Genomic DNA, 20,043 nt, shown 5'->3' with positions numbered 1-20,043 from the left:
TCTATTTTACGTTCTTTTTTATCCTTGCGTCCACTCTCCTCTCTCTGCCGACCGTTTCGGGGAAGGCGTATACTCCCCAACCTTTTTCCAGTCGGTTCTTATTTATGTTCTTGTCGTACCACCAGTCGTAGTGCTCGCGCGAAATCATGCGGAGATCCCAAGCTTCGTGCACTTGGGCTGCGATGGAGACGCCGTACAGTTCCTTTAGGTCTATCATCTCCTCAAGCGTCAGTTCGTCGCGATGCTCGCCGCCCATTTCTTCTATGAATGCGGACTTGGGGAAGAGGAAGAAGCTGGCGAACTTGTGGCAACGCTTTTCTTCTGACAGGTCTGAAGAGGGAGGAAAGGAGAGGAGAAGGTGGGCGAGTTCGTGAGCGGCTGTGAAACGCAGACGGTCGGCTGTGGTCTTTGAAAGGCGGGTGTCAACGACTATGAGCGGCAGACGATGGTCTGCCCATGTGCTGAGGCCGTAAACTTCGGCAGGTAGTTCATCCTCCATGATTCTGATGCCCTTGCGTTCCAACAGGCGAAGCACACTGGCGATGGGACCGTCGCCGCAATGCCAGAGCTGGCGGAGGAGGTTGGCTGCTTGGATGGCATCTTCAAGTGAGGATACCTGAACGTTTTCGATGGGATTCTTAAACTCTTCGGAGATGCCAGCCTCACGTTCTTTGGCGATAAGCCGTTCTGTCCAAAAGGACAGGCGCGCCTCTATAGCCGTGAGAACATCTTCCTGCAGCTTGCCTCCAGATGTGGTGCGTAGCATTGGTATGTTGATGTTTAGGTTGGTGCCGAGAAAATATTCTTCGCTGATATCAAGGGCCTTTGCCAGCGCCGAAAGAACGTTGGCATGAGGACGCATGACGCCTCGCTCATACCTTGAAAGACTTTGCTTTGTTACAACAAAGTCGGCAAGTTCGATGAGCTTATCCATGCTGAGTTTTCGCATGCGTCTTGCTTCCCGTAGTCTGATTGCAAATGAATCGTTAGGCATAGTATTTTGGTTTTGTTTACAAAAGTAATAAAAAACTCGGAAATGTAAACAAATTTCCTCAAACTTTTATTCTTCTTTCCCAAAACTTTTGTTCTTAAGATTGTCAATCAACTGATACACGCTCTCGTGTCATAAGGTACGAGCCTTCATTTCATTTCTTTCAGACAAATAAGCAGCACCTCACCATCTCTTGGTTCCGCGAAGCGGGACCGACTATCATCCTCAACATCATAGTGGATGCGTTAGTCCCCCTTCGGGGAACTCTTTATGGGGGTGTCATATTTACCTACAGCTGCGCTGCTTCGCAGCTTGCAGTAGGTTTCATGATATAGGTCCCGCTCTGCGGAACCCGCAGCTCATACTCAATCTCTTGTTAAACATGGCTTCATGTCCACTATGCAAATATCGTACAAAGAGTAAAAATGTGTTACAAAATAAAAATCAATTCTAGAGAATCAAAAAGCTGTTTTTATGGTGTTCTGCTGAGCAAACAGCACCCCTGCTTAACAATAGTGCCACTTTTACAGTACAATAGTGCCACTATTAGAGTGTAAAAGTGGCGCTATTGTACTGTAAAAGTGGCACTATTGGAGTGTAAAAGTGGCGCTATTGCAACCCTATGAGGCTTGTTTAGCTCAGTCATTCATTGCACACTGCTCTTCTTAGTAGTGTAATTTACAGAGTGTCAGTATGTTGTCGCTGCACGCTCAAAACTCAAGAATTTCGCACCAAAGATTTCTTCGTGCGCTGAACTCATAGTATTGAGCATCAGAAATGCAAATATTGTGTTGGTGGAACCACGCAGCCTCCCATAGCAGATATATAATAAAAAAAGGAAGCCGTTACTGTGTATAACGACTTCCCTTTTTTATTGATTATAATATCTGCACGTCTTATTATCTCACCACTTTCGCTACGCCTTCCTTGGTTTTGAGTATGAAGACGCCGTGGTGGGCGGGGGTGTCAAGGAACTCTCCGTAGGTGGTGTGGCGTAGCCATGTGCCGTCGGCAGAGAAGAGGTCGACTGGTGTGGAGGGGGTGAGCGTGGCTGTGGCTACGGTGCCGGAGATGGAAGAGGCAGCGTTGAGGACCACTGTCTGCCACGGGCTCCACGGAGAGAAGACCGTGCCCTTCACAGCCTGTACGCGCCACTGGTAAGTGGAGGCGGCGTTGAGGTCCGAGAAGCTGTAGAGCGGTTCGCTGATGTCGTTTATCTTCTGTGTGGCTTTACGTGGTGCTGTGGCGGGAGAGGCTGTGAAGTCGTCCTCGGTGAAGTCGCCGTCATAGACAGCCACCTTGCATACGTAGCCGCGCTTCTTGGGCTTGATGGTCAGACGACAGTCTGAGGCGTCCTTGTTGTCGAGGACAACGGTGGTGAGAGTGCCGTCGGGAGTGATGTCGCATGACGAGATGTCCGATCCGTCAGAGGCAGTAAGATAGAGCGTGAAGCGTGCCTCGTCAGCGCCGTAAGGCTTGGTGAGGATGCGCACGGTGATGGCGTCCGACTGGAGATTGGTGAGGAGGGGAGAGGTTAGCTCGCCCTGCACCTTTGCGCTGCCGAGCTTTGCGCAGCCGATGCCCTCGAACACCTTTATGCCGGTCCATCCCTCTGTGGACATCATGTCGTCCAGCTTGGAAGAGATGTCGGTGTTGCCGTCCGACTTGAGATTGGCTCCCCATCCGGAGAGGTCTTCGCTGACGAGCTGGCATGCCTCGGGAGAGGCGTCAGCCGAGCTTTCGCGCAGCTCCACATTGTAAGAATCGGCTTCCTCCACGGCGCTCCATGTGGCGCGGAAGGCGTCTGCCGTGATGTCCTGCGAGGCGAGGTCGGAGGGAGTGTTGACCGTCTCGCCACCCATGAATGTGAACGAGACGAGGCCCTGGAGGCTCTCGCTTATCTCGGTAATGGGCTTGCCCATAAACTTGCGTCCGTCCTTGTTGGCGTTATAGAGTGCGGCAGCGGGCGTGGAGGTGTCGGTAAGCGAGGTGTTGCGCATGGTGCCGGGATATGTGTCGGCGAAGTTGGTGGCAGAGGTGCGCTGATTGTCGGCTGGGATGATGGTGAAGCGCTGATGGTAAGACCGGTTGTTGATGGTGTTGGTCTCCCAAGCGTTATAGTCATAGTCGACATGGATAACGAGCATTCCGCTTGATGGTATCTCCTCGTCGTTGCCTGTGCCCTGACGGTTCTCGAGCAGATAATATTCTGTGGGGTGGGCGTCGTTATAGACGATGTAAGCCTCAGGGCTTTCCGAGAGTGCCTTCATGTCCTTGACGAAGCATGGCGAGGAAAGCTCGGTGGGCTGCAGCCATCCGCTCACCCAGCGCTCGTACGAATTGTAGCCTACGGGGCGATATCCGTCGCCGGCGTACGAACCGTAGTCCATGAGGTCCCATTCGTCCATGCCGTAATTGCCGTTGCCGGAGGTGTCGTAGAGGTCAGGAATGCCGAGGCAATGGCTGAACTCGTGGCATGCTGTGCCGATGCCGTCCATGGATCCTCCGCTGTCGCCGTTAAGCTCTGAGGAGCATCCGTAGGTGTTGATTCTGACGCCGTCGATGGTGAGGCTGTATCCGGCTTCATCCAAATTCCATTCGTGCTGCCAGATGGTGTTGGCGAGAGTGTTGCTGTTGGCAGCCTCGCCGTATCCGGCATAGATGAGATAAACCTGATCTACTTCGCCGTCGCCGTCCCAGTCGTAGTCGGCGAAGTTTACCTGGTCGGCAGCGAGCTGACATGCCTCGTACACCATTCCTGCGGGGTCGACATCATTGCCGTAAGCGTCGTTGGCTCCGTAGGCAGCCATCTTCTTCGATACGGTGACGGGTCCTACGACGTCAAACTCAAGGTCGAAGAGACCGTAGCTCTGATTGTAGAAATAGTCGTGTACGGAACCTGAATTGTTGAGCTTGGAATAGCCCTTGAGGTTGAAGTAGTCGTTCCATTCTGCCTGCGTATGTGTGCGCATCATCTTCGTGTCCTGGAAGTTGACGAGGATGACGAGTCCCTTGCGCTTGCCGGTCACTCCGATGCCTTCGCCTCCGCCAGCTCCTACCATCTTGTGCGGTGCGCGTTTCTGGAGGCGTGCTATGCGTGAGGCATTGCGTGCTGCGCGGCGTTCTGATCCGATCTGCTTCACCTTCTCAGCCTGAGAGGTGTAAGTGCGGAGGAAGCTAAGCTCCTGGGCGCTGCGTGCGGAGGGAGCGTGAGCTATCTGTGAGGAAGGCGCAAGGCGTCCGTCCTTATCGAGCACGGCGTAACAGTAAGCCCCGTCTGTGGCTTGGATGAGGGGCATGCCGTCTTCGGTGGATGTGAAATGGAAGTGTTCGTCGCCTCGTACGGTGATGATGAGGGACGTGCCGTCGGGTTGCTTGACGGCGGTCTTGATGCGCTTGGCGGGAACGGCGTGTGAGGCAGCCGAAGCAAGAAGGCCAAGGGCAAGAATGGCGATGTGTTTAGACATGTCTATAGTTGATGGGGTTATTAAAGCAGTTTAGGAGTTAAAGAAATTCCTTAACTCCTAAACTGTATATATAAATGTTTTCTTATTTCTTGATGTTAGGCTCTTCCAGTCCGTAACCGCCCTTGCGGTCGATGGCCTTAAGATAGAGTCCGAGGAAGAGGGCTGCTACGCCGAGAGAGGCGAAGACCACCATAGGTACGGTGTAGTTGTACTGGAGAGGGTCGGTCACTCCGGGGTTGCTTGCCTTCAGAACGCTACCGATGATCATCGGGAATGCGTAGAGGCCGATGTTCTGAATCCAGAAGATGAGGGCGTAGGCAGAACCGAGCAGCTTGCCGTCGATGAGCTTGGGCACAGAGGGCCAGAGGGCTGCAGGGACGAGCGAGAAGGAGATGCCGAGAACGATGATGGCGGCGAGGGTGATGATGACGCTTTGTGTGGTGGGCACAACGAAAGCGAAAATCAGGTGGCACACGATCATGAGCACGGCTCCGAGGATGAGCATGGAAGCTCCCTTGCCCTTACGGTCGAGGAAGTTGCCGAGGAACGGTGTTACGGCTGCTGCACCAAGCGGGAACATGAAGAACACCTGTCCTGCCTGCTCGGCTGTGAAGTGGAGGTTGCACTGGAGCATGTTGATAGCGTACTTCTGGAAGGGGAAGATGGCTGAATAATAGAGCACGCAGAGCAATGCCACTACCCAGAACATGCGGAGCGAGAGAATCTTGCCGATGTCTGACACCTTGAAGGGATCGTCCTTTTCTTCTTCGGCGCCCTGTGCGTCGAGCTTCTTGTCCATGAAGCCGTAAGAGATGAAGCAGATGAGGCCGATGCAGACGAGGAGCAGAGAGGCTGCTACAGGACGGCTGACGCTGATGGGATTGATGGAAGCCAGGAAGGGTGAGCCGAGCATTACGACTGCTACGCCGATACGGGCTATGGCCATCTCGATGCCCATGGCGAGTGCCATCTCGTGGCCTGTGAACCACTTGACGATACCACGGCTGACGGTGATGCCTGCCATCTCTGCGCCGCAACCGAATATCATGAAGCCGATGGCTGAGAGCTTGGCTGAAGCGGGCATTCCGTCATACCAAGGTGTGACGTTCCACCATGCTTGCGGCAGATTGAGTGTGTTGTCCATGAAGGTCTTTGCTGAAGACGCATCGAAGAGGTCGGTGACGGCATACCAGTTGATGGCTGCGCCAAGCACCATTACCACTCCGGAGAGGACGGCTGTGAAGCGTACGCCCATCTTGTCGAGGATAATTCCTGCGAAGATGAGGAAGAACACGAACACGTTGAGGAACGGCTCGGAACCTGCAAAGTGACCATAGGCGTCAGGATCCCATCCGCGCTGTGTCTGCAGCAGTCCCTGAAGCGGTGAAAGTACGTCTACGAAGATGTAGGCGAAGAACATTGCGCTCGCAAGGAGCACAAGGGCTGTCCAGCGCATAGCTGGAGAATCGCTTAATTTCTGCATTTCTTAATTTATTATTTAGTATTTATTATTTATTACTTGTTACTTGAGCCACTTATCGAGCCATCCGAAGAAGGTGCGCTGCCAGAGCACGCCGTTCTGAGGTTTGAGCACCCAGTGGTTTTCGTCGGGGAAGATGAGGAGCTCGGCGGGGATGCCACGGAGACGGGCGGCGTTGAAAGCGCCGAAGCCCTGGTTGGCGTTGATGCGATAGTCCATTTCGCCGTGGATGCAGAGGATTGGTGTGTCCCACTTGTCTACGAACTTGTGCGGTGAGTTTTCGTAGGTGCGGCGGGCACGGTCTGTCTTGTCCTTGTTCCAGTATGCGTCGTCGTACTCCCAGTTGGAGAACCATGCCTCCTCGGTGTCGGTATACATCGACTCGAGGTTGAAGGCTCCGTCGTGGGCGATGAATGCCTTGAAGCGCTTGTTGTGGTGGCCGGCGAGATAATATACCGAGAAGCCTCCGAAGCTGGCGCCTACACATCCGAGGCGGTCCTTGTCGACGTAGGGGAGATTGTTGGCGGCGTCGTCAATGGCAGAGAGATAGTCGTCCATGCACTGGCCGGTCCAGTCGCCTGACACAGCCTCGTTCCATTCTGATCCGAAGCCGGGGAGTCCGCGGCGGTTGGGAGCGATGACCACGTAGTCGTTGGCTGCCATAATCTGGAAGTTCCAGCGGTAGCTCCAGAACTGGCTGACGGGGCTTTGAGGTCCACCCTCGCAGAAGAGGAGTGCAGGATACTTCTTGTTAGGATCGAAGTGAGGCGGGAGGATTACCCATACGAGCATCTGCTTGCCGTCGGTGGTCTCCACCCAGCGCTGCTGCACCTTGCCCATCTCAAGCTGATCGTAGAAAGCCTTGTTCTCTGAGGTTATCTGCTTAATCTTGGTTTTCTTGACGTCCTTTCCGGGAGTGATGACGTAAAGCTCGTCGCCCTGAGAGATACTATGGCGTGAGGCGAGAATCTTGCCTGTGTTGCCGAGCATCTGGAGCGAACCGAAGTCCATCCAGTCGTCAGTAAGCTGACGTACGTCGCCGTTGAGATTGGTCTGATACATATTGACGCAGGCATGCCAGCAACCGATGAAGTAGAGCGTGCGCGAGTCGGCAGCCCAGCAGTAGTCGTCCACGTTAGAGTCGAACTTCTCTGCCACGTATGTCTTCTCACCGGTGGCGAGATTGTAGACGCAGAGTCGGTTGCGGTCGCTCTCATATCCGTCGTGCTTCATTGACTGCCAAGCCACGAACTTGCCGTCGGGCGAGAACTTGGGATTGATGTCATAGCCCATATTGAGGTCGCCCTGCTGATGGTTGATGGCTTGGTCTTTCTTGGTCTTTGTGGGGTCATACTCGGGGTCCTTATATCCCTCGGGCTTGCAGATATTCTTGGTAGAGCCGGTCTCTACATTATAAAGATAGATGTCAGAGTCGGTGGAAGTGGCGTAATTGACGCCTGTCTTCTTGCGGCATGTGTAAGCGATGGTCTTCGAGTCGGGGCTCCAAGCGAGCTGCTCCACGCCTCCGAAGGGAGCCATCGGGCACTCATACGGTTCGCCTTCGATGATGTCTTTGCCATTGTCGACGCCCTCGGCTGTGACATTGGCAACAAAGGGATGAGCCACGGACTCAACGTAATGGTCCCAGTGGCGATAATTGAGGTCGGTCACCAGTCGGCCTGAAGCCAATGGCAGGTCGTCCGGATTCTTCTTGATGCTTTCGTGATAGGGGAGCGACTTGATGAGGATGACCTTCTTCTCGTCGGGCGAGAAGCGGAATCCTTCGATGTCGATGTCACTCTTGGTGAGCTGTCGGCGGTCAGATCCGTCGGCGTTCATGCTCCAGAGCTGACCCTTGGTGAGGAATGCGATGCGCTTTCCACCGTCAATCCATGCAGCGTCAGTTTCGCTGGCAGCCGTAGTGGTGAGCGTACGCTGTAGCTTTCCGTCAGCGCTGACGGTGTAGAGCATCTGGTGGCTCTTGTTCTGCTTCACGCTGTAATAGCCCACCTGGTAAGCTACTGTCTTGCCGTCGGGAGAAGCAGCTGCTCCTCCGATGCGTCCCATTGCCCAGAGTGTCTCCGGCGTCATGCGGTCGCCCTTGCTGATGGCAGCCACGTCCGTGGTCTTACCGATCATGGTCTGTGCTTCGGCATTGATGCTGGCGCAACCGATTGCGGCGGCGACAGCGATGGTTGATAATGTCTTGTTCATAGTTTGTTTTAGTTAGGCGTATTTTTCTGGTGTTTTCTGAAGAAATAAAAAAAGTAGCTAAGGTATCAAACCTCCGCAGCAAACAGCCCCATTTATCTAAAGCCTGAAAGAAACTAATCTTCTTTTTTGGATGCTGCGGAGGCTGGAAACCTCCGCTACTATTATGTATTACTGAAGTCCCTTGCGCTTGCGCTCGAGTTCCTCACGCTTACGCTGGAGTTCCTGCTGCTGCTCCTGCATGGCCTGGAGACGTGCAGCCAGTCCGCTGAGCTTCTTAGGATTGTTCTTGTTTTCCTCATACTTCTTCTCGAGGATGGCGAGGAGCTTCTCGTCATTGGTGGTCTTGCGGAGCGTCCACATGATGGCGGCGCTGAAGAACAGCGAGATGAAGTAATAGAAGTTAAGACCAGCCGAGTAGTCGTTGAACATGAAGAAGAACATCACCGGCATGAGGAACATCATCCACTGCATCATCTTCATCTGCTCAGCCTGCTGTCCGACCATCTGGTCGCGCTGCTGGCGCATGGTCATCAGCGAGTAGAGGATGTTTGCCACGCAGAAGAGAATACATGTGAGCGAGAGGTGGTCGCCGATAAGCCAGAGATTGGTGTTCCACTCGATGATGGGGTCATACGTAGAGAGATCCTTTATCCAAAGGAAGCTCTCGCCTCGGAGCTGGATGGCGTTCGGCACGAAGTTGAACATTGCAATCCAGATAGGCATCTGTATGAGCATCGGCAGACAGCCAGAGAGAGGCGACACGCCGTACTTGGAGTATTCCGCCATCATGGCCTGCTGTTTCTGCATCTGGTCCTCGGGCTTATTGAGGTGCTTTGTGGCTTCCTCAAGTTTCGGCTTCAGCACACGCATCTTTGCAGACGACATGTAGCTCTTCTTCACCATCGGATAGGTGATGAGCTTCAGGAGCAGCGTAATGAGAATCAGGACGATACCCATGTTGATGTTGAGTCCTGTAAGGAAGTCGAAGACGTAGATGGTGAACCAACGGTTGATGATGCGGAAGAGCGGCCATCCGAGGTAGACGAGGCGCTGCATCTCGAGGTCCTTATTGAATGAGCATTCCTTCTCGATGCGCTTGAGGAGACGGAAGTCGTTAGGTCCGAAATAGAAGTCGAACTCTGACGGTGTGGCTCCGGTGGGGTCGAAGAAAGTCTTCATCTTAGCCTCGTACTGCTTCAGGTAGCCCGAACCCTTCTCCTGCGGGATGCTGGTCATAACGGCGTTCTCGGCGAAGTCGTTTTTGGCAATCATCACGGCAGAGAAGAACTGGTTCTTGAAAGCCACCCAGTCAATCTTCTTCTCTATGGTCTCGTCCTTCACCTCCTTAGCCTCAGAGAGATAGTCGGTGCCGCCGTCCGCCTTGTGATATGTGAGCGAAGAGTAGCGGTTCTCGAAGGTGAAGCCGCGCTCCTGCTGGCGGATAAGGTCCTTCCACTGTACGTCCATCTGTGTGGCAGAGGGAGCGAAGTCGCCACCCAGTCCTACAGCCTGAAGCTGAGTGTGGAGCATATAGTCGCTTCCGAGACGATACCTGATGATGAGCGCCTTGCCCTTGCCGGCTTCTGCGGTCATCGTCACAGTGGAGTCGGTACGTTCAGACGGTGTGAAATAGAGGTCAGCCGTGTTTATGTTCACACTTTTGGCAGCGAGGGCGAAGTTAAGGCTCTGCGTCTTGCCGTCGAAGAGCGTCACGTCCTTGTTGTCGTTGCGGTCCTCAAAGTTCTTGATGACAGCCTTCGTCACCATGCCTCCCTTGGTGTTGAGGGTAAGGCTGAGGTCCTTGTTCTTCAGCGTTACGTCCTGTGCTTTGCCCTGCAGAGCTGCATAGAAGAGAGCTGTGGTGTCGGCTTCTGCAGCAGCCTTGGCTTGTGCAGTCTTCTGCTGTGCTGCCAGTTTTGCAGCATTTTCGGCTTTCATCCTTGCCACGTTCTCAATGGAATCCTTCTGCTTCTGTGCTGCCACCTGCTCTGCAGATGGCCGGCTCCAGATGCCATATCCGATGATGACGGCGGCTATAAGAGTAATGCCGATGATGTTGTTTTTGTCCACGATCTGTTTTAATTATTATTTATTAATTTTTATTTGTTGCTTTTTTGCGCTATTGCTGCTTTAATGAAATCGACGAAGAGGGGATGCGGATGGAGGACGGTGCTCTGGTATTCGGGATGGAACTGTGTTCCGATATACCACTTCATTCCCGGTATCTCCACAATCTCTACGAGGTCGCTCTCAGGATTGCGTCCCACGCATTGCATGCCGGCACGCTCATACTCCTTCTGGAAGTCGTTGTTGAACTCATAGCGGTGGCGATGGCGCTCCTGGATGTGCTCCTTCTTATATATGTCGAAGACGCGCGATCCCTGTCTGAGCACACATTCGTATGCGCCGAGACGCATTGTGCCACCCATATTGGTGATGTTCTTCTGCTCCTCCATGATGTCGATGACGTTATGCGGCGTCTTCTCGTCCATCTCGCGACTGTTGGCGTCGGCGTAACCGAGCACGTTGCGAGCGAACTCAATGACCATCATCTGCATGCCGAGGCAGATGCCGAAGGTGGGGATATTGTGTGTGCGGCAGTAGTGGGCTGCCACAATCTTTCCCTCGATGCCACGCTGTCCGAATCCCGGGCAGATGAGGATGCCGTCCTGGCCATCGAGCTTCTCTGCCACGTTGTCATCTGTGAGGTATTCGGAATTGATGAAGGTGATGTTCACCTTGCGGTCGTTGTATGTTCCGGCGTGAGAGAGGCTCTCACGTATTGACTTGTATGCGTCCTGCAGGTCGTACTTGCCAACGAGTCCGATGTTGACGGTGTCCTTGGCGTTGTTGCGACGCTCGAGGAAAGCACGCCAAGGTCCGAGCGACGGCTTCTCGCCGATAGGCTCGCCCATCTTGCGAAGAATGGCAGTGTCAAGACCCTGGTTCTGCATGTTGATGGGCACCTCATAGATGCTCGGAAGGTCTTCGCTCTGAATGACACAGTCGAGGTCGACGTTGCAGAAGTTTGCCACTTTCTTGAGGACAGGCTCCTCAAGGTGCTTCTCCGTACGGAGGATAAGCACGTCTGGCTGTATGCCCACGCTCTGCAGTTCCTTCACGGAATGCTGCGTCGGCTTTGTCTTCAGCTCACCGGCGGCTCTCAGATAGGGCACGTAGGTGAGGTGGATGTTTATGGCATTCTTGCCCAGCTCCCACTTGAGCTGTCGGATGGCCTCCATGAACGGCGCACTCTCGATGTCGCCGATGGTTCCTCCGATCTCCGTTATTACGAAGTCGTAATGGTATTTCTGTCCGAGCGATTTTACGTTTCGCTTAATCTCGTCGGTTATGTGCGGCACCACCTGGATGGTTTTTCCGAGATAGTCGCCACGGCGCTCCTTGTCGATAACAGCCTTATAGATGCGTCCCGTAGTGAGCGAGTTCGCCTTAGTGGTCTGTATGCCAGTGAAGCGTTCGTAGTGGCCGAGGTCGAGGTCTGTCTCCATTCCGTCAACAGTAACGTAGCACTCGCCGTGCTCGTAAGGGTTTAGCGTACCCGGATCGATGTTGATGTATGGGTCGAACTTTTGGATAGTGATGTTGTAACCTCTTGCCTGCAAGAGCTTACCGATTGACGACGAAATGATTCCTTTACCTAATGAAGATACTACGCCGCCAGTGACAAATATGTACTTTGTTTCAGCCACGGTGATTATATATATAAGAATTAATATTCTATTAAATACGTACAAAAATACAAGGTGCAAAGTTAACATAAAATTGCGAAACACACAAACGATTCAATATTTTATTGTTACCTTTGTCGGGCAAATGAATATGTATACATAACACAGAAAACAACATTATAATATATGAGTTTACGAAATCTTCTTATAGTATTAGGCTTCTTCATGGCCTTTTCGTCATATGCGCAAAGCCGCTACCGCCTCCACCGCACACACCCTACGGACACCGTTCCAGTGATTGTCAAGCAATATACAGATTCGCTTTCGGCTTGCCGTGAGCGCATCGACTCGCTCTCATTGATGCGACGCGAGGCTGATGAGGACAATCTTGACGGCACATACTACCGGCTTTTCGTTCCTCCCACGTTTTATCATGACGTGGTGAGAAGGGCGTTTACGATAGGTGCGGACACCGTAATGGGCATGGAAGACCAGAGCATGATGGACCTATATCTGCGCCGACCGGACCTCGTGGCTTCCACGCAGAGCCAGCTGGAGCACACCGGAGGCATCATCAATCCTGAGCCGGACAAGATGAAGCCCGACGCAGACATGGTGGATGTCATAGAAATGGCGAAGCCAGACCCGGTGTATCCCGACATGGATATGCCCATTAATATATATGTGGAAAAGCCGAACTTCTGGACAGTCTCGGGCGACTACTCGCTGCAGCTCTTCCAGAACTTCGTCTCAAGTAACTGGTATAAGGGCGGCGAGAGCAACTACTCGGTGCTTGGAACCGTGACGCTGCAAGCCAACTATAACAACAAGCAGCGCTTCCGTTGGGACAACAAGCTGGAGATGCGACTCGGACTGCAGAGCTCGCGAGGCGACACGCTGCATGCCGTGCGTGCTTCGGAGGACCTTCTGCGCTATACAGGCAAGGTGGGACTGCAGGCTTCTAAGCGTTGGTATTACACATTTCAGCTTATCGCCAGCACTCAGTTTATGCATGGTCTGAAGAGCAACGACCACACCATCTATTCGGCTTTCCTTTCTCCGCTAACCGTCAATCCCTCTGTCGGTATGGACTATAACGTCAACGGGCTGAAGGGCAATCTTACTGGATCCGTGCATCTCGCCCCGATAGCCTACAATTATACGTACGTGCGCAAGTTGGCGATGGCTACGCGCTACGGCATTGAGGAGGGCAGACGCACGAAGAGCGACTTCGGTTCGGAAATTACCATTGACCTTAAATGGCAGATTACGAAGGACATACGATGGAAAACCCGTATGTATGCCTACACCACATACAAGCGAATGCTGATGGAGTGGGAGAATACGTTGACGTTCGTGGTGAACAAGTATATCTCGAGCAACCTTTTCCTCTATCCACGCTTCGACGACTCTGCCAAGCGTGACGACCATCACGGATTCTGGCAGATGAAGGAGTATATATCGTTAGGATTTAATTACGGCTTCTAACAACATTGTTCAGATTGAGAATAGTTTATGCAGATTGAACCTATAGCATATTTCCGATCGCCGTTCGCCACCAAGTTCGGCGTTCCGAAGCAGAGCGGCCTTGTGGAGAACCTTATGGGCACCATAGAGTTTGTGCCCCAACATCGTAATGCTGATGCGCTGCGTGGCATGGAGGACTTTGATTATCTCTGGCTTATATGGGAATTCTCAGCCAACCGCCACGCTGCCACCAGTCCCGTTGTGCGTCCGCCGCTGCTTGGCGCAACCGCAAAGTGGGAGTGTTCGCCTCGCGTTCGCCGTTTCGCCCTAACCGCCTCGGACTCTCTTCGGTGCGCATATCGGAGATAGAAATTGATGCGACACGTGGACCTCTGATACATGTTCTTGGCGCAGACCTCATGGACGGCACTCCCATCTACGACATTAAACCTTACGTCGTCTATGCCGACTCACATCCCGAAGCCCGCAGCGGATTTGTGGATAAGAACGCCATCCGCTGGTTGGAAGTGGTGGTGCCAGACGCCGTAGCAGCCCATTACTCGTCAGACGAACTTGCCGCCTTGCGCAAGGTGTTGTCCCTCGATCCACGTCCGCACTATCAGGACAACCCTGAGAAGGTGTATGGTATGATGTACGCCGGAAAAGATGTGAAGTTCAGAGTGGAAGGCGACGTGCTGACTGTGGTGGAAGTGGAATAAAGAAAAACTAAATACCTCATAACCTAAAAACTAATGTACAAAATGAAGAAGATGATTTATGCTGCGATGGCAGTTGTCTCAATGAGCTATTCTGCTCCCGCAATGGCACAATCACAGGATTTGCAGACAAAGGTGAATGCTTATTTCACGGAAACGCTGAAAGCGCAGCAGACAGTATTGGAGAAAGCTGACCGTGAGGCATTCTCTCAGAATAAGCCTTCCGACACCAAGCTTCAGCTTGCGCTAAAAGGCAAGGACGTCACCGGCTATCAGAAGATGGTTTGGGCTGCATGGTGCGAGGCCAACAAGAGCCTGAAGGAAGAAAAGCTCATGAAAGCGGAAGACCTGAAGCTTGCCAAGCACAGTTCGTGGAACATTCCGGCTTGTCTTGAGCCTGATGCCGTAATGCCATATTATTATGGTAAGAAGGGCGTGGCTGCGGACGGCAAGTATCCGCTCTTTCTGTATGTCCACGGTTCGGGACCTAAGGACCACGAATGGGAGAACGGCATACAGCTGGGATTGCGATTCAAGGATAGCCCTTCCATTTATTTCATACCTCAGATACCTAACGAAGGCGAATACTATCGTTGGTGGCATTTGTCCAAGCAGTATGCTTTCGAGAAGCTTATCCGTCAGAGCATGGTGAACGGCGATGTTGACGCCAATCGCCTCTATGTGTTCGGAATAAGCGAGGGCGGTTATGGCAGCCAGCGCCTCGCATCCTTCTATGCAGACTATTGGGCTGCAGCAGGACCGATGGCAGGTGGCGAACCTTTGAAGAATGCGCCGGTGGAAAACTGTGCCAACATCGGTTTCTCCTTTCTGACAGGTGCCGACGATACGGGCTTTTATCGCAACGACCTTACCTGGTACACACAGGTGGCTTTCGATTCTGCGCAGCTTGCCCGTCCCTTGGCAGTGGACAATACGCCCCTCTTCCGCCACCGCATCAATCTCTTGCCGGGCATGCAGCATGCCATCAATTATGGACTGACCACTCCTTGGCTGAAGCAGTTCGTGCGCAATCCATATCCTAAGACCGTGCTTTGGGAGGATTTCGAGATGGACGGCAGACATCGTTCAGGCTTCTATAATCTGCAGGTATTGGTTCGTCCGTCCGAGAAACGTACCTACTACGAGATGGATATCGACAAGAACGTGGTCTCTATCAAGGTCAGTGACGTGGATTATGTCACGACTCTGAAGGATAAGCAGTGGGGTATTGACCTGAAGTTCAGTCGTAGCTATACAATGGCAACCGGTGGTAAGTTGCGAGTTTATCTCAACGACCAATTGGTTAACCTTAGCAAGCCGGTAACTGTAAAAGTAAACGGAAAGCAAGTGTTCCGCGGCGTTGTCAAGGCAAACCTACGAGCAATGGTGAATAGTTGCGCAGAATACTTCGACCCATGCCGAATATATCCGGCAGCCATTGACTTGGATTACTGATTGGTCTGCTTTGACATAAAGACAGGTTTTATCCTATCAATTCAAAATTCGGATGGTATGTCGTCCGACACAATATTTGCATTTCTAATGCTCAATACTCCCAGTTGAGCGCACAACAAAATCTTTGGTGCGAAATTCGTGAGTTTTGAGCGTGCAAGGATAATCGGTTTATACACAATGGATTAGAAAGTTTGCGAGGAGAATGTGCAAAAAAAGAAAGCAGCAAGATGCCTATTTTTGCTGCAATAGCGCCACTTTTACACTCTAATAGCGCCACTTTTATCATACAATAGTGCCACTATTAGACTGTAAAAGTGGCACTATTGTATGATAAAAGTGGCGCTATTGTTAAGCATTGGTGCTGTTTGCACAGCAAAACACCGTAAAAACAGCAATCCAGAACTCTAGAATCAATTTTTATTTTGTAACATGTTTTTACTCTTTGTACGATATTTGCATTTGCGGACATGGAGACGTTTTTTCAGACAAGAAGACATGAAGAACATGTTTTTCATACATGAAGTAGCAAAACAATAATAGCTGTGTTTTAGGGGCTGTTCCCTATAACACAGCTATTATTGTTTTGCCATACTTTGTGGCTCTTATGTCTTATTCAGACGCTGGTGCACTGTCCGCTTAGAACGGCAGGTCGTCTACCTTGTCCTCAGCTACGGGAGCTGCGGGCTGTGCAGGAGCAGCAGGCTGAGTGGGAGCGGCTGCTGGAGCTGCGCCGAATGCTGCACCAGGCACTACGCCGGGCTGCATGCCTACAGATGCCGGATCAACCTGACGTACGTCGAAGGCGCGGATGTTGTTGAACCAGCGACCCTGATACTCGTGTGCGTCAATGTCGAAAGATACGGTCACTTCCTGACCGATCTGGATATTGAAACGGCTGATGCGGTCTGCACCGAATACGCCGAAGACCATCTTGCGGGGATAAGCATCGTGGGTCTCAATGACATAGTCCTGCGACTTCCACTCACCACGCTGAGACACTCCGCTTCTTTCAGGCAGAACAGCTATAACTTTACCTTGTAATTCCATGTTTTTATTGTTGATTTATATGTTATTTGTATTTTTACTGGCTTTGTTGTTTGATTTTCGTTCTCAAAACCAAACCATTTGCGAAATTAATAAAATTGTCGTGAAATAAGAAACTTTTAGATGAGTTTTTCTCTTACTCGAACTTTTTTTGCTATTTTTGTACCAAAATAATAACAACGTAAAAACCCAATAGCAATGCAATTTACAGTTTCAAGTGGAGCGCTTACATCGCGCTTGCAGACTCTTCAGAGAGTTATCAGCAACAAGAACACTATAAGCATTCTGGAATGCTTCCTTTTTGAAGTGGCAGACGGCATGCTCACCATAACAGCCAGTGACAGCGAGAATGTCATGCAGATGACTGTGGAGCTGGACGAATGCTCAGGCGACGGACGCTTTGCCATCCCTAACCTCAAGGTGCTCAACGCCGTTAAGGAGCTGGCTGAGCAGCCCCTTCGTTTCTCTATTGACGAGAGCGCATATACAGTGGAGATTGACTATCAGAACGGTACGTTCAATCTTACTGCCGTAAGCGCCGAGGACTATCCCATGATTGTGGAGTCAGGCAAGGAGATGGCTGAGCTTCAGATTCCCTCACAGCTCTTCGCTGAAGACCTTTCTCGCTCGCTCTTCGCTGTGGCATCGGACGATCTGCATCCCGTAATGAACGGCGTCTACTTCGACTTTAATGCTGACAACCTCACGATTGTCGCTACTGACGGTCGCAAGCTCGTCCGCAACCGCGTGCTCACATTAAGCGCCGACACTCCCTCTTCATTCATCCTTCCCCAGAAGCCGGCAACTCTTCTCAAGCAGGTGCTTGCCAAGACCGATGACGACACCGTGATAAGCTATTGCGACAACAGCGCTGAGGTGGAATTCCCCGGTGGCAAGCTCTACTGCCGCCTTATCGAGGGACGTTACCCCAACTACAACTCCGTAATCCCGACTGTCAACACCAACTGCGCCACCATTGACCGCAAGTCGCTCCTCGGAGCCATCAAGCGCGTACTGCCTTTCGCAAGCGAGAGCAGCTCGCTCGTGCGCTTCCACGTGGAGGAAGGCTCACTCCTCGTTTCGGCTGAGGACGTGGATTTCGCTACAAGTGCTAAGGAAACGCTCACCTGCGAATATACAGGCGTGAAGATGGACATCGGTTTCAACGGTTCCACCATCTACGACATGCTCAACAATCTTATCAGCGACGAGGTGATCATCAAGCTTGCCGACCCGAGTCGTGCAGGCATCCTTGAGCCGGCTGTTCAGCCCGAGGGTCAGGATATCCTCATGCTCATCATGCCAATGTTGCTCAACGACTAATAAAGATAATTAGGAATTAGGAGTTACATTATAATGAAACTGAATCTTACACGCCCCCTTATAGTTTTCGATCTTGAGACAACGGGTCTCGACCTTGTTCGTGACCGTATCATCCAGATCTCGTATATTAAGGTAATGCCGGAAGGGGAGGAGATTCGTGGTAATCTCCTCGTCAATCCTGGTCAACCCATCCCTAAGGAAGTGACCGAGCTTACCGGCATCTCTGACGACGATGTGAAGGACGCCAAGTCGTTCAAGGAACTGGCTCCGCAGCTCAACGAGGTAATGACGGGCTGCGATTTTGCCGGATACAACTCAAACCACTTTGACGTGCCGATGCTCGCAGAGGAATTTCTGCGTGCCGGCATCAACTTCGACTTCTCGAAGTGCCGACTTATTGACGCTCAGACCATCTTCCACAAGATGGAGCGCCGCAATCTGGCTGCCGCATACAAGTTCTTCTGCGGACGCAAGATGGAGGACGACTTCACGGCTCACCGCGCCGACGAGGACACCGAAGCCACATACCGTGTGCTGATGGGCGAGCTCGACATGTATGCACCCGGCGTACAGGACGAGCCTGACCGCGTGCTGGAGAACGACATGGACTTCCTTGCCGACTTCTCTAAGCAGAACGACAACGTTGACTTTGCTGGACGCATCGTATGGAGACCGCTGCTTGGTGCCGACGGAAAGCCCCTGCTGGACGCTGACGGAAAGGAGCGCCGCTTCGAGGCGTTCAATTTCGGCAAGTATCGCGGACGCTCCGTTGCTGACGTGCTGCGCACCGATCCCGGCTATTACAGCTGGATGATGGCAGGTGACTTCACCTTCAACACCAAGCAGGTGCTCACACGCATCCGTCTGAAGGGATTCAATAAGTAAAAACAAAAGACTTAAAAGACAATAACATAATAACAGTATGTTAAAAGGAAAGAAAATTGTGCTTGGCATTACAGGCTCCATTGCCGCTTACAAGGCTTGCCTCCTCATACGTCAGCTCATAAAGCGCGGAGCGGAGGTGCAGGTGGTCATCACACCGGCAGGCAAGGAGTTTATAACGCCAATCACACTCTCCGCCCTGACCCACAAGCCCGTCATCAGCGAGTTTTTCTCGCAGCGTGACGGCACGTGGAACTCACACGTCGACCTCGGTTTGTGGGCTGACGCCATGGTGGTGGCGCCTTGTACGGCAAGCACGCTCGGAAAGATGGCGCACGGCATTGCCGACAATATGCTCATCACCACATATCTCTCAATGAAGGCTCCCGTGTTCATTGCCCCGGCTATGGACCTCGATATGTATCGTCACCCGTCTACACAGGCTAACATGAAGACGCTCCTTTCTTACGGCAATCATATCATCGAGCCGGAGAGCGGATTCCTTGCCAGCGGTCTGGAGGGAAAGGGACGCATGGAAGAACCCGAAGTTATAGCTGACCGTCTGGACCAATTCTTCAGCGAGAACAGCCAGCCGTCGCCCATCGCCGGTAAGAAGGTGGTGATAACGGCAGGTCCTACGTACGAGAAGATTGACCCCGTGCGCTTCATCGGCAACTATTCGAGCGGCAAGATGGGATTTGCCATCGCCGAGGAATGTCTCAGAAGAGGTGCCGATGTGACGTTGGTGGCAGGTCCGGTAAGCCTCACGTGCTCAAGTGGCATTCGCCGTTTGGATGTGGAGAGTTGCCAGGATATGTATGATGCAGCCACATCGGAGTTTGCCGATGCTGACGTAGCCATACTCGCCGCAGCCGTGGCAGACTTCCGTCCTGCCCTTGTGGCAGACCGCAAGATAAAGCGCGGCAAGGACGATATGGTCATCACGCTATGCCCCACGCACGACATTGCCGCCGCACTTGGAGCGTCGAAGAAAGCCGGTCAGACACTCGTGGCATTCGCTCTTGAGACCAACGACGAGGAAGCCAACGCCATGCGAAAGCTGGAAAAGAAGAACGCTGACTTCGTGGTGCTCAACAGTCTGCGCAACGAGGGAACGTGCTTCCGTACAGACCAGAATCAGATCGAGATTGTGTCAAGGGACGGAAAGACATCTTACGAGAAGAAATCAAAGGCGGATACAGCGTCCGACATTGTGGACTACCTGGAGAAGGTGGTGCTCACAAAGCAGGGACAAAGCTAAGAACACGCCAACAAACAAAGAGTTATGACAGCAAGATTTTTGAAAACGTCCGTT

12 protein-coding genes and 1 pseudogene are annotated in these 20,043 nt (G+C 52.3%); 6 read left to right on the top strand and 7 right to left on the bottom strand.

Translation table 11 applies throughout. The annotated features are described in order from the left end of the window. Nucleotide 1 precedes the first annotated feature (1 nt). From CHL74_RS07670 to CHL74_RS07645, 6 genes are all read right to left on the bottom strand, one after another. Nucleotides 2–994: a helix-turn-helix domain-containing protein gene (locus CHL74_RS07670; RefSeq protein WP_094880576.1), complete on the bottom strand. Its 993-nt coding sequence runs from the start codon at nucleotides 992–994 to the stop codon at nucleotides 2–4. A gap of 896 nt (nucleotides 995–1,890) precedes the next feature. Continuing rightward, on the bottom strand, nucleotides 1,891–4,458 hold the full coding sequence (locus tag CHL74_RS07665; protein WP_094880575.1) for a M6 family metalloprotease domain-containing protein: 2,568 nt from the start codon (nucleotides 4,456–4,458) through the stop codon (nucleotides 1,891–1,893). A gap of 82 nt (nucleotides 4,459–4,540) precedes the next feature. Further along, a complete protein-coding gene (locus tag CHL74_RS07660; protein ID WP_094880574.1) occupies nucleotides 4,541–5,941 on the bottom strand; it encodes an MFS transporter in 1,401 nt (466 codons plus the stop codon). A gap of 39 nt (nucleotides 5,942–5,980) precedes the next feature. Further along, nucleotides 5,981–8,152 (bottom strand): S9 family peptidase, encoded by a 2,172-nt coding sequence (locus CHL74_RS07655; RefSeq protein ID WP_094880573.1) that lies wholly within the window; start codon nucleotides 8,150–8,152, stop codon nucleotides 5,981–5,983. Nucleotides 8,153–8,320: 168 nt separating this feature from the next. Beyond that, the gene (gene yidC, locus CHL74_RS07650) at nucleotides 8,321–10,222 is read right to left on the bottom strand and encodes a membrane protein insertase YidC (protein WP_094880572.1); all 1,902 of its coding nucleotides are present in this window, start codon (nucleotides 10,220–10,222) and stop codon (nucleotides 8,321–8,323) included. A gap of 29 nt (nucleotides 10,223–10,251) precedes the next feature. Next, nucleotides 10,252–11,862 carry a CTP synthase gene (locus CHL74_RS07645; RefSeq protein ID WP_094880571.1) on the bottom strand — a complete coding sequence of 537 codons (1,611 nt, stop codon included), beginning with the start codon at nucleotides 11,860–11,862 and terminating at the stop codon, nucleotides 10,252–10,254. Nucleotides 11,863–12,027: 165 nt separating this feature from the next. Here CHL74_RS07645 and CHL74_RS07640 point away from each other — a divergent pair, with 165 nt between their 5' ends. The 3 genes and pseudogenes from CHL74_RS07640 to CHL74_RS07630 all read left to right on the top strand — a co-directional run bounded on the left by CHL74_RS07640 (nucleotide 12,028) and on the right by CHL74_RS07630 (nucleotide 15,479). Continuing rightward, entirely contained in the window at nucleotides 12,028–13,329 is a 1,302-nt protein-coding gene (locus CHL74_RS07640; protein WP_094880570.1) for a DUF3078 domain-containing protein, read from the top strand. Between the two features lie 27 nt (nucleotides 13,330–13,356). After that, nucleotides 13,357–14,027: pseudogene (tsaA, locus tag CHL74_RS07635) on the top strand (tRNA (N6-threonylcarbamoyladenosine(37)-N6)-methyltransferase TrmO). 42 nt (nucleotides 14,028–14,069) lie between these two features. After that, nucleotides 14,070–15,479, top strand: a complete 1,410-nt coding sequence (locus CHL74_RS07630) for a hypothetical protein (RefSeq protein WP_094880587.1) — start codon at nucleotides 14,070–14,072, stop codon at nucleotides 15,477–15,479. A gap of 636 nt (nucleotides 15,480–16,115) precedes the next feature. On the opposite strand, the gene CHL74_RS07625 is transcribed toward CHL74_RS07630, so the two are convergent. Further along, a complete protein-coding gene (locus CHL74_RS07625) occupies nucleotides 16,116–16,526 on the bottom strand; it encodes a DUF3127 domain-containing protein (protein WP_094880569.1) in 411 nt (136 codons plus the stop codon). Nucleotides 16,527–16,721: 195 nt separating this feature from the next. On the opposite strand from CHL74_RS07625, the gene dnaN reads away from it, so the two are divergent. Genes dnaN through coaBC form a run of 3 tightly spaced genes read left to right on the top strand, consistent with a single transcriptional unit; the run spans nucleotide 16,722 to nucleotide 19,989 of the window. After that, nucleotides 16,722–17,846 (top strand): DNA polymerase III subunit beta, encoded by a 1,125-nt coding sequence (dnaN, locus tag CHL74_RS07620; RefSeq protein ID WP_094880568.1) that lies wholly within the window; start codon nucleotides 16,722–16,724, stop codon nucleotides 17,844–17,846. A 33-nt stretch (nucleotides 17,847–17,879) separates the two neighbouring features. After that, nucleotides 17,880–18,731: a 3'-5' exonuclease gene (locus CHL74_RS07615; RefSeq protein WP_094880567.1), complete on the top strand. Its 852-nt coding sequence runs from the start codon at nucleotides 17,880–17,882 to the stop codon at nucleotides 18,729–18,731. A gap of 37 nt (nucleotides 18,732–18,768) precedes the next feature. Then, entirely contained in the window at nucleotides 18,769–19,989 is a 1,221-nt protein-coding gene (gene coaBC, locus CHL74_RS07610) for a bifunctional phosphopantothenoylcysteine decarboxylase/phosphopantothenate--cysteine ligase CoaBC (RefSeq protein ID WP_094880566.1), read from the top strand. Nucleotides 19,990–20,043: the final 54 nt, after the last annotated feature.

The sequence above is a fragment of the Prevotella sp. 885 genome (genome assembly GCF_002265625.1).
Lineage (GTDB): Bacteria > Bacteroidota > Bacteroidia > Bacteroidales > Bacteroidaceae > Prevotella.
Note: the sequence above shows the minus strand (reverse complement) of the source record. Positions and strands in the feature narration are given on the sequence as shown.

Excerpts from the sequence above, each read along its gene's own strand:
- CHL74_RS07655 (WP_094880573.1), bottom strand. The coding sequence starts at position 8,152 with ATGAACAAGACATTATCAACCATCGCTGTCGCCGCCGCAATCGGTTGC.
- coaBC (WP_094880566.1), top strand. The coding sequence starts at position 18,769 with ATGTTAAAAGGAAAGAAAATTGTGCTTGGCATTACAGGCTCCATTGCC.
- CHL74_RS07670 (WP_094880576.1), bottom strand. The coding sequence starts at position 994 with ATGCCTAACGATTCATTTGCAATCAGACTACGGGAAGCAAGACGCATG.
- CHL74_RS07660 (WP_094880574.1), bottom strand. The coding sequence starts at position 5,941 with ATGCAGAAATTAAGCGATTCTCCAGCTATGCGCTGGACAGCCCTTGTG.
- CHL74_RS07630 (WP_094880587.1), top strand. The coding sequence starts at position 14,070 with ATGAAGAAGATGATTTATGCTGCGATGGCAGTTGTCTCAATGAGCTAT.
- CHL74_RS07640 (WP_094880570.1), top strand. The coding sequence starts at position 12,028 with ATGAGTTTACGAAATCTTCTTATAGTATTAGGCTTCTTCATGGCCTTT.
- CHL74_RS07615 (WP_094880567.1), top strand. The coding sequence starts at position 17,880 with ATGAAACTGAATCTTACACGCCCCCTTATAGTTTTCGATCTTGAGACA.
- CHL74_RS07625 (WP_094880569.1), bottom strand. The coding sequence starts at position 16,526 with ATGGAATTACAAGGTAAAGTTATAGCTGTTCTGCCTGAAAGAAGCGGA.
- CHL74_RS07665 (WP_094880575.1), bottom strand. The coding sequence starts at position 4,458 with ATGTCTAAACACATCGCCATTCTTGCCCTTGGCCTTCTTGCTTCGGCT.
- dnaN (WP_094880568.1), top strand. The coding sequence starts at position 16,722 with ATGCAATTTACAGTTTCAAGTGGAGCGCTTACATCGCGCTTGCAGACT.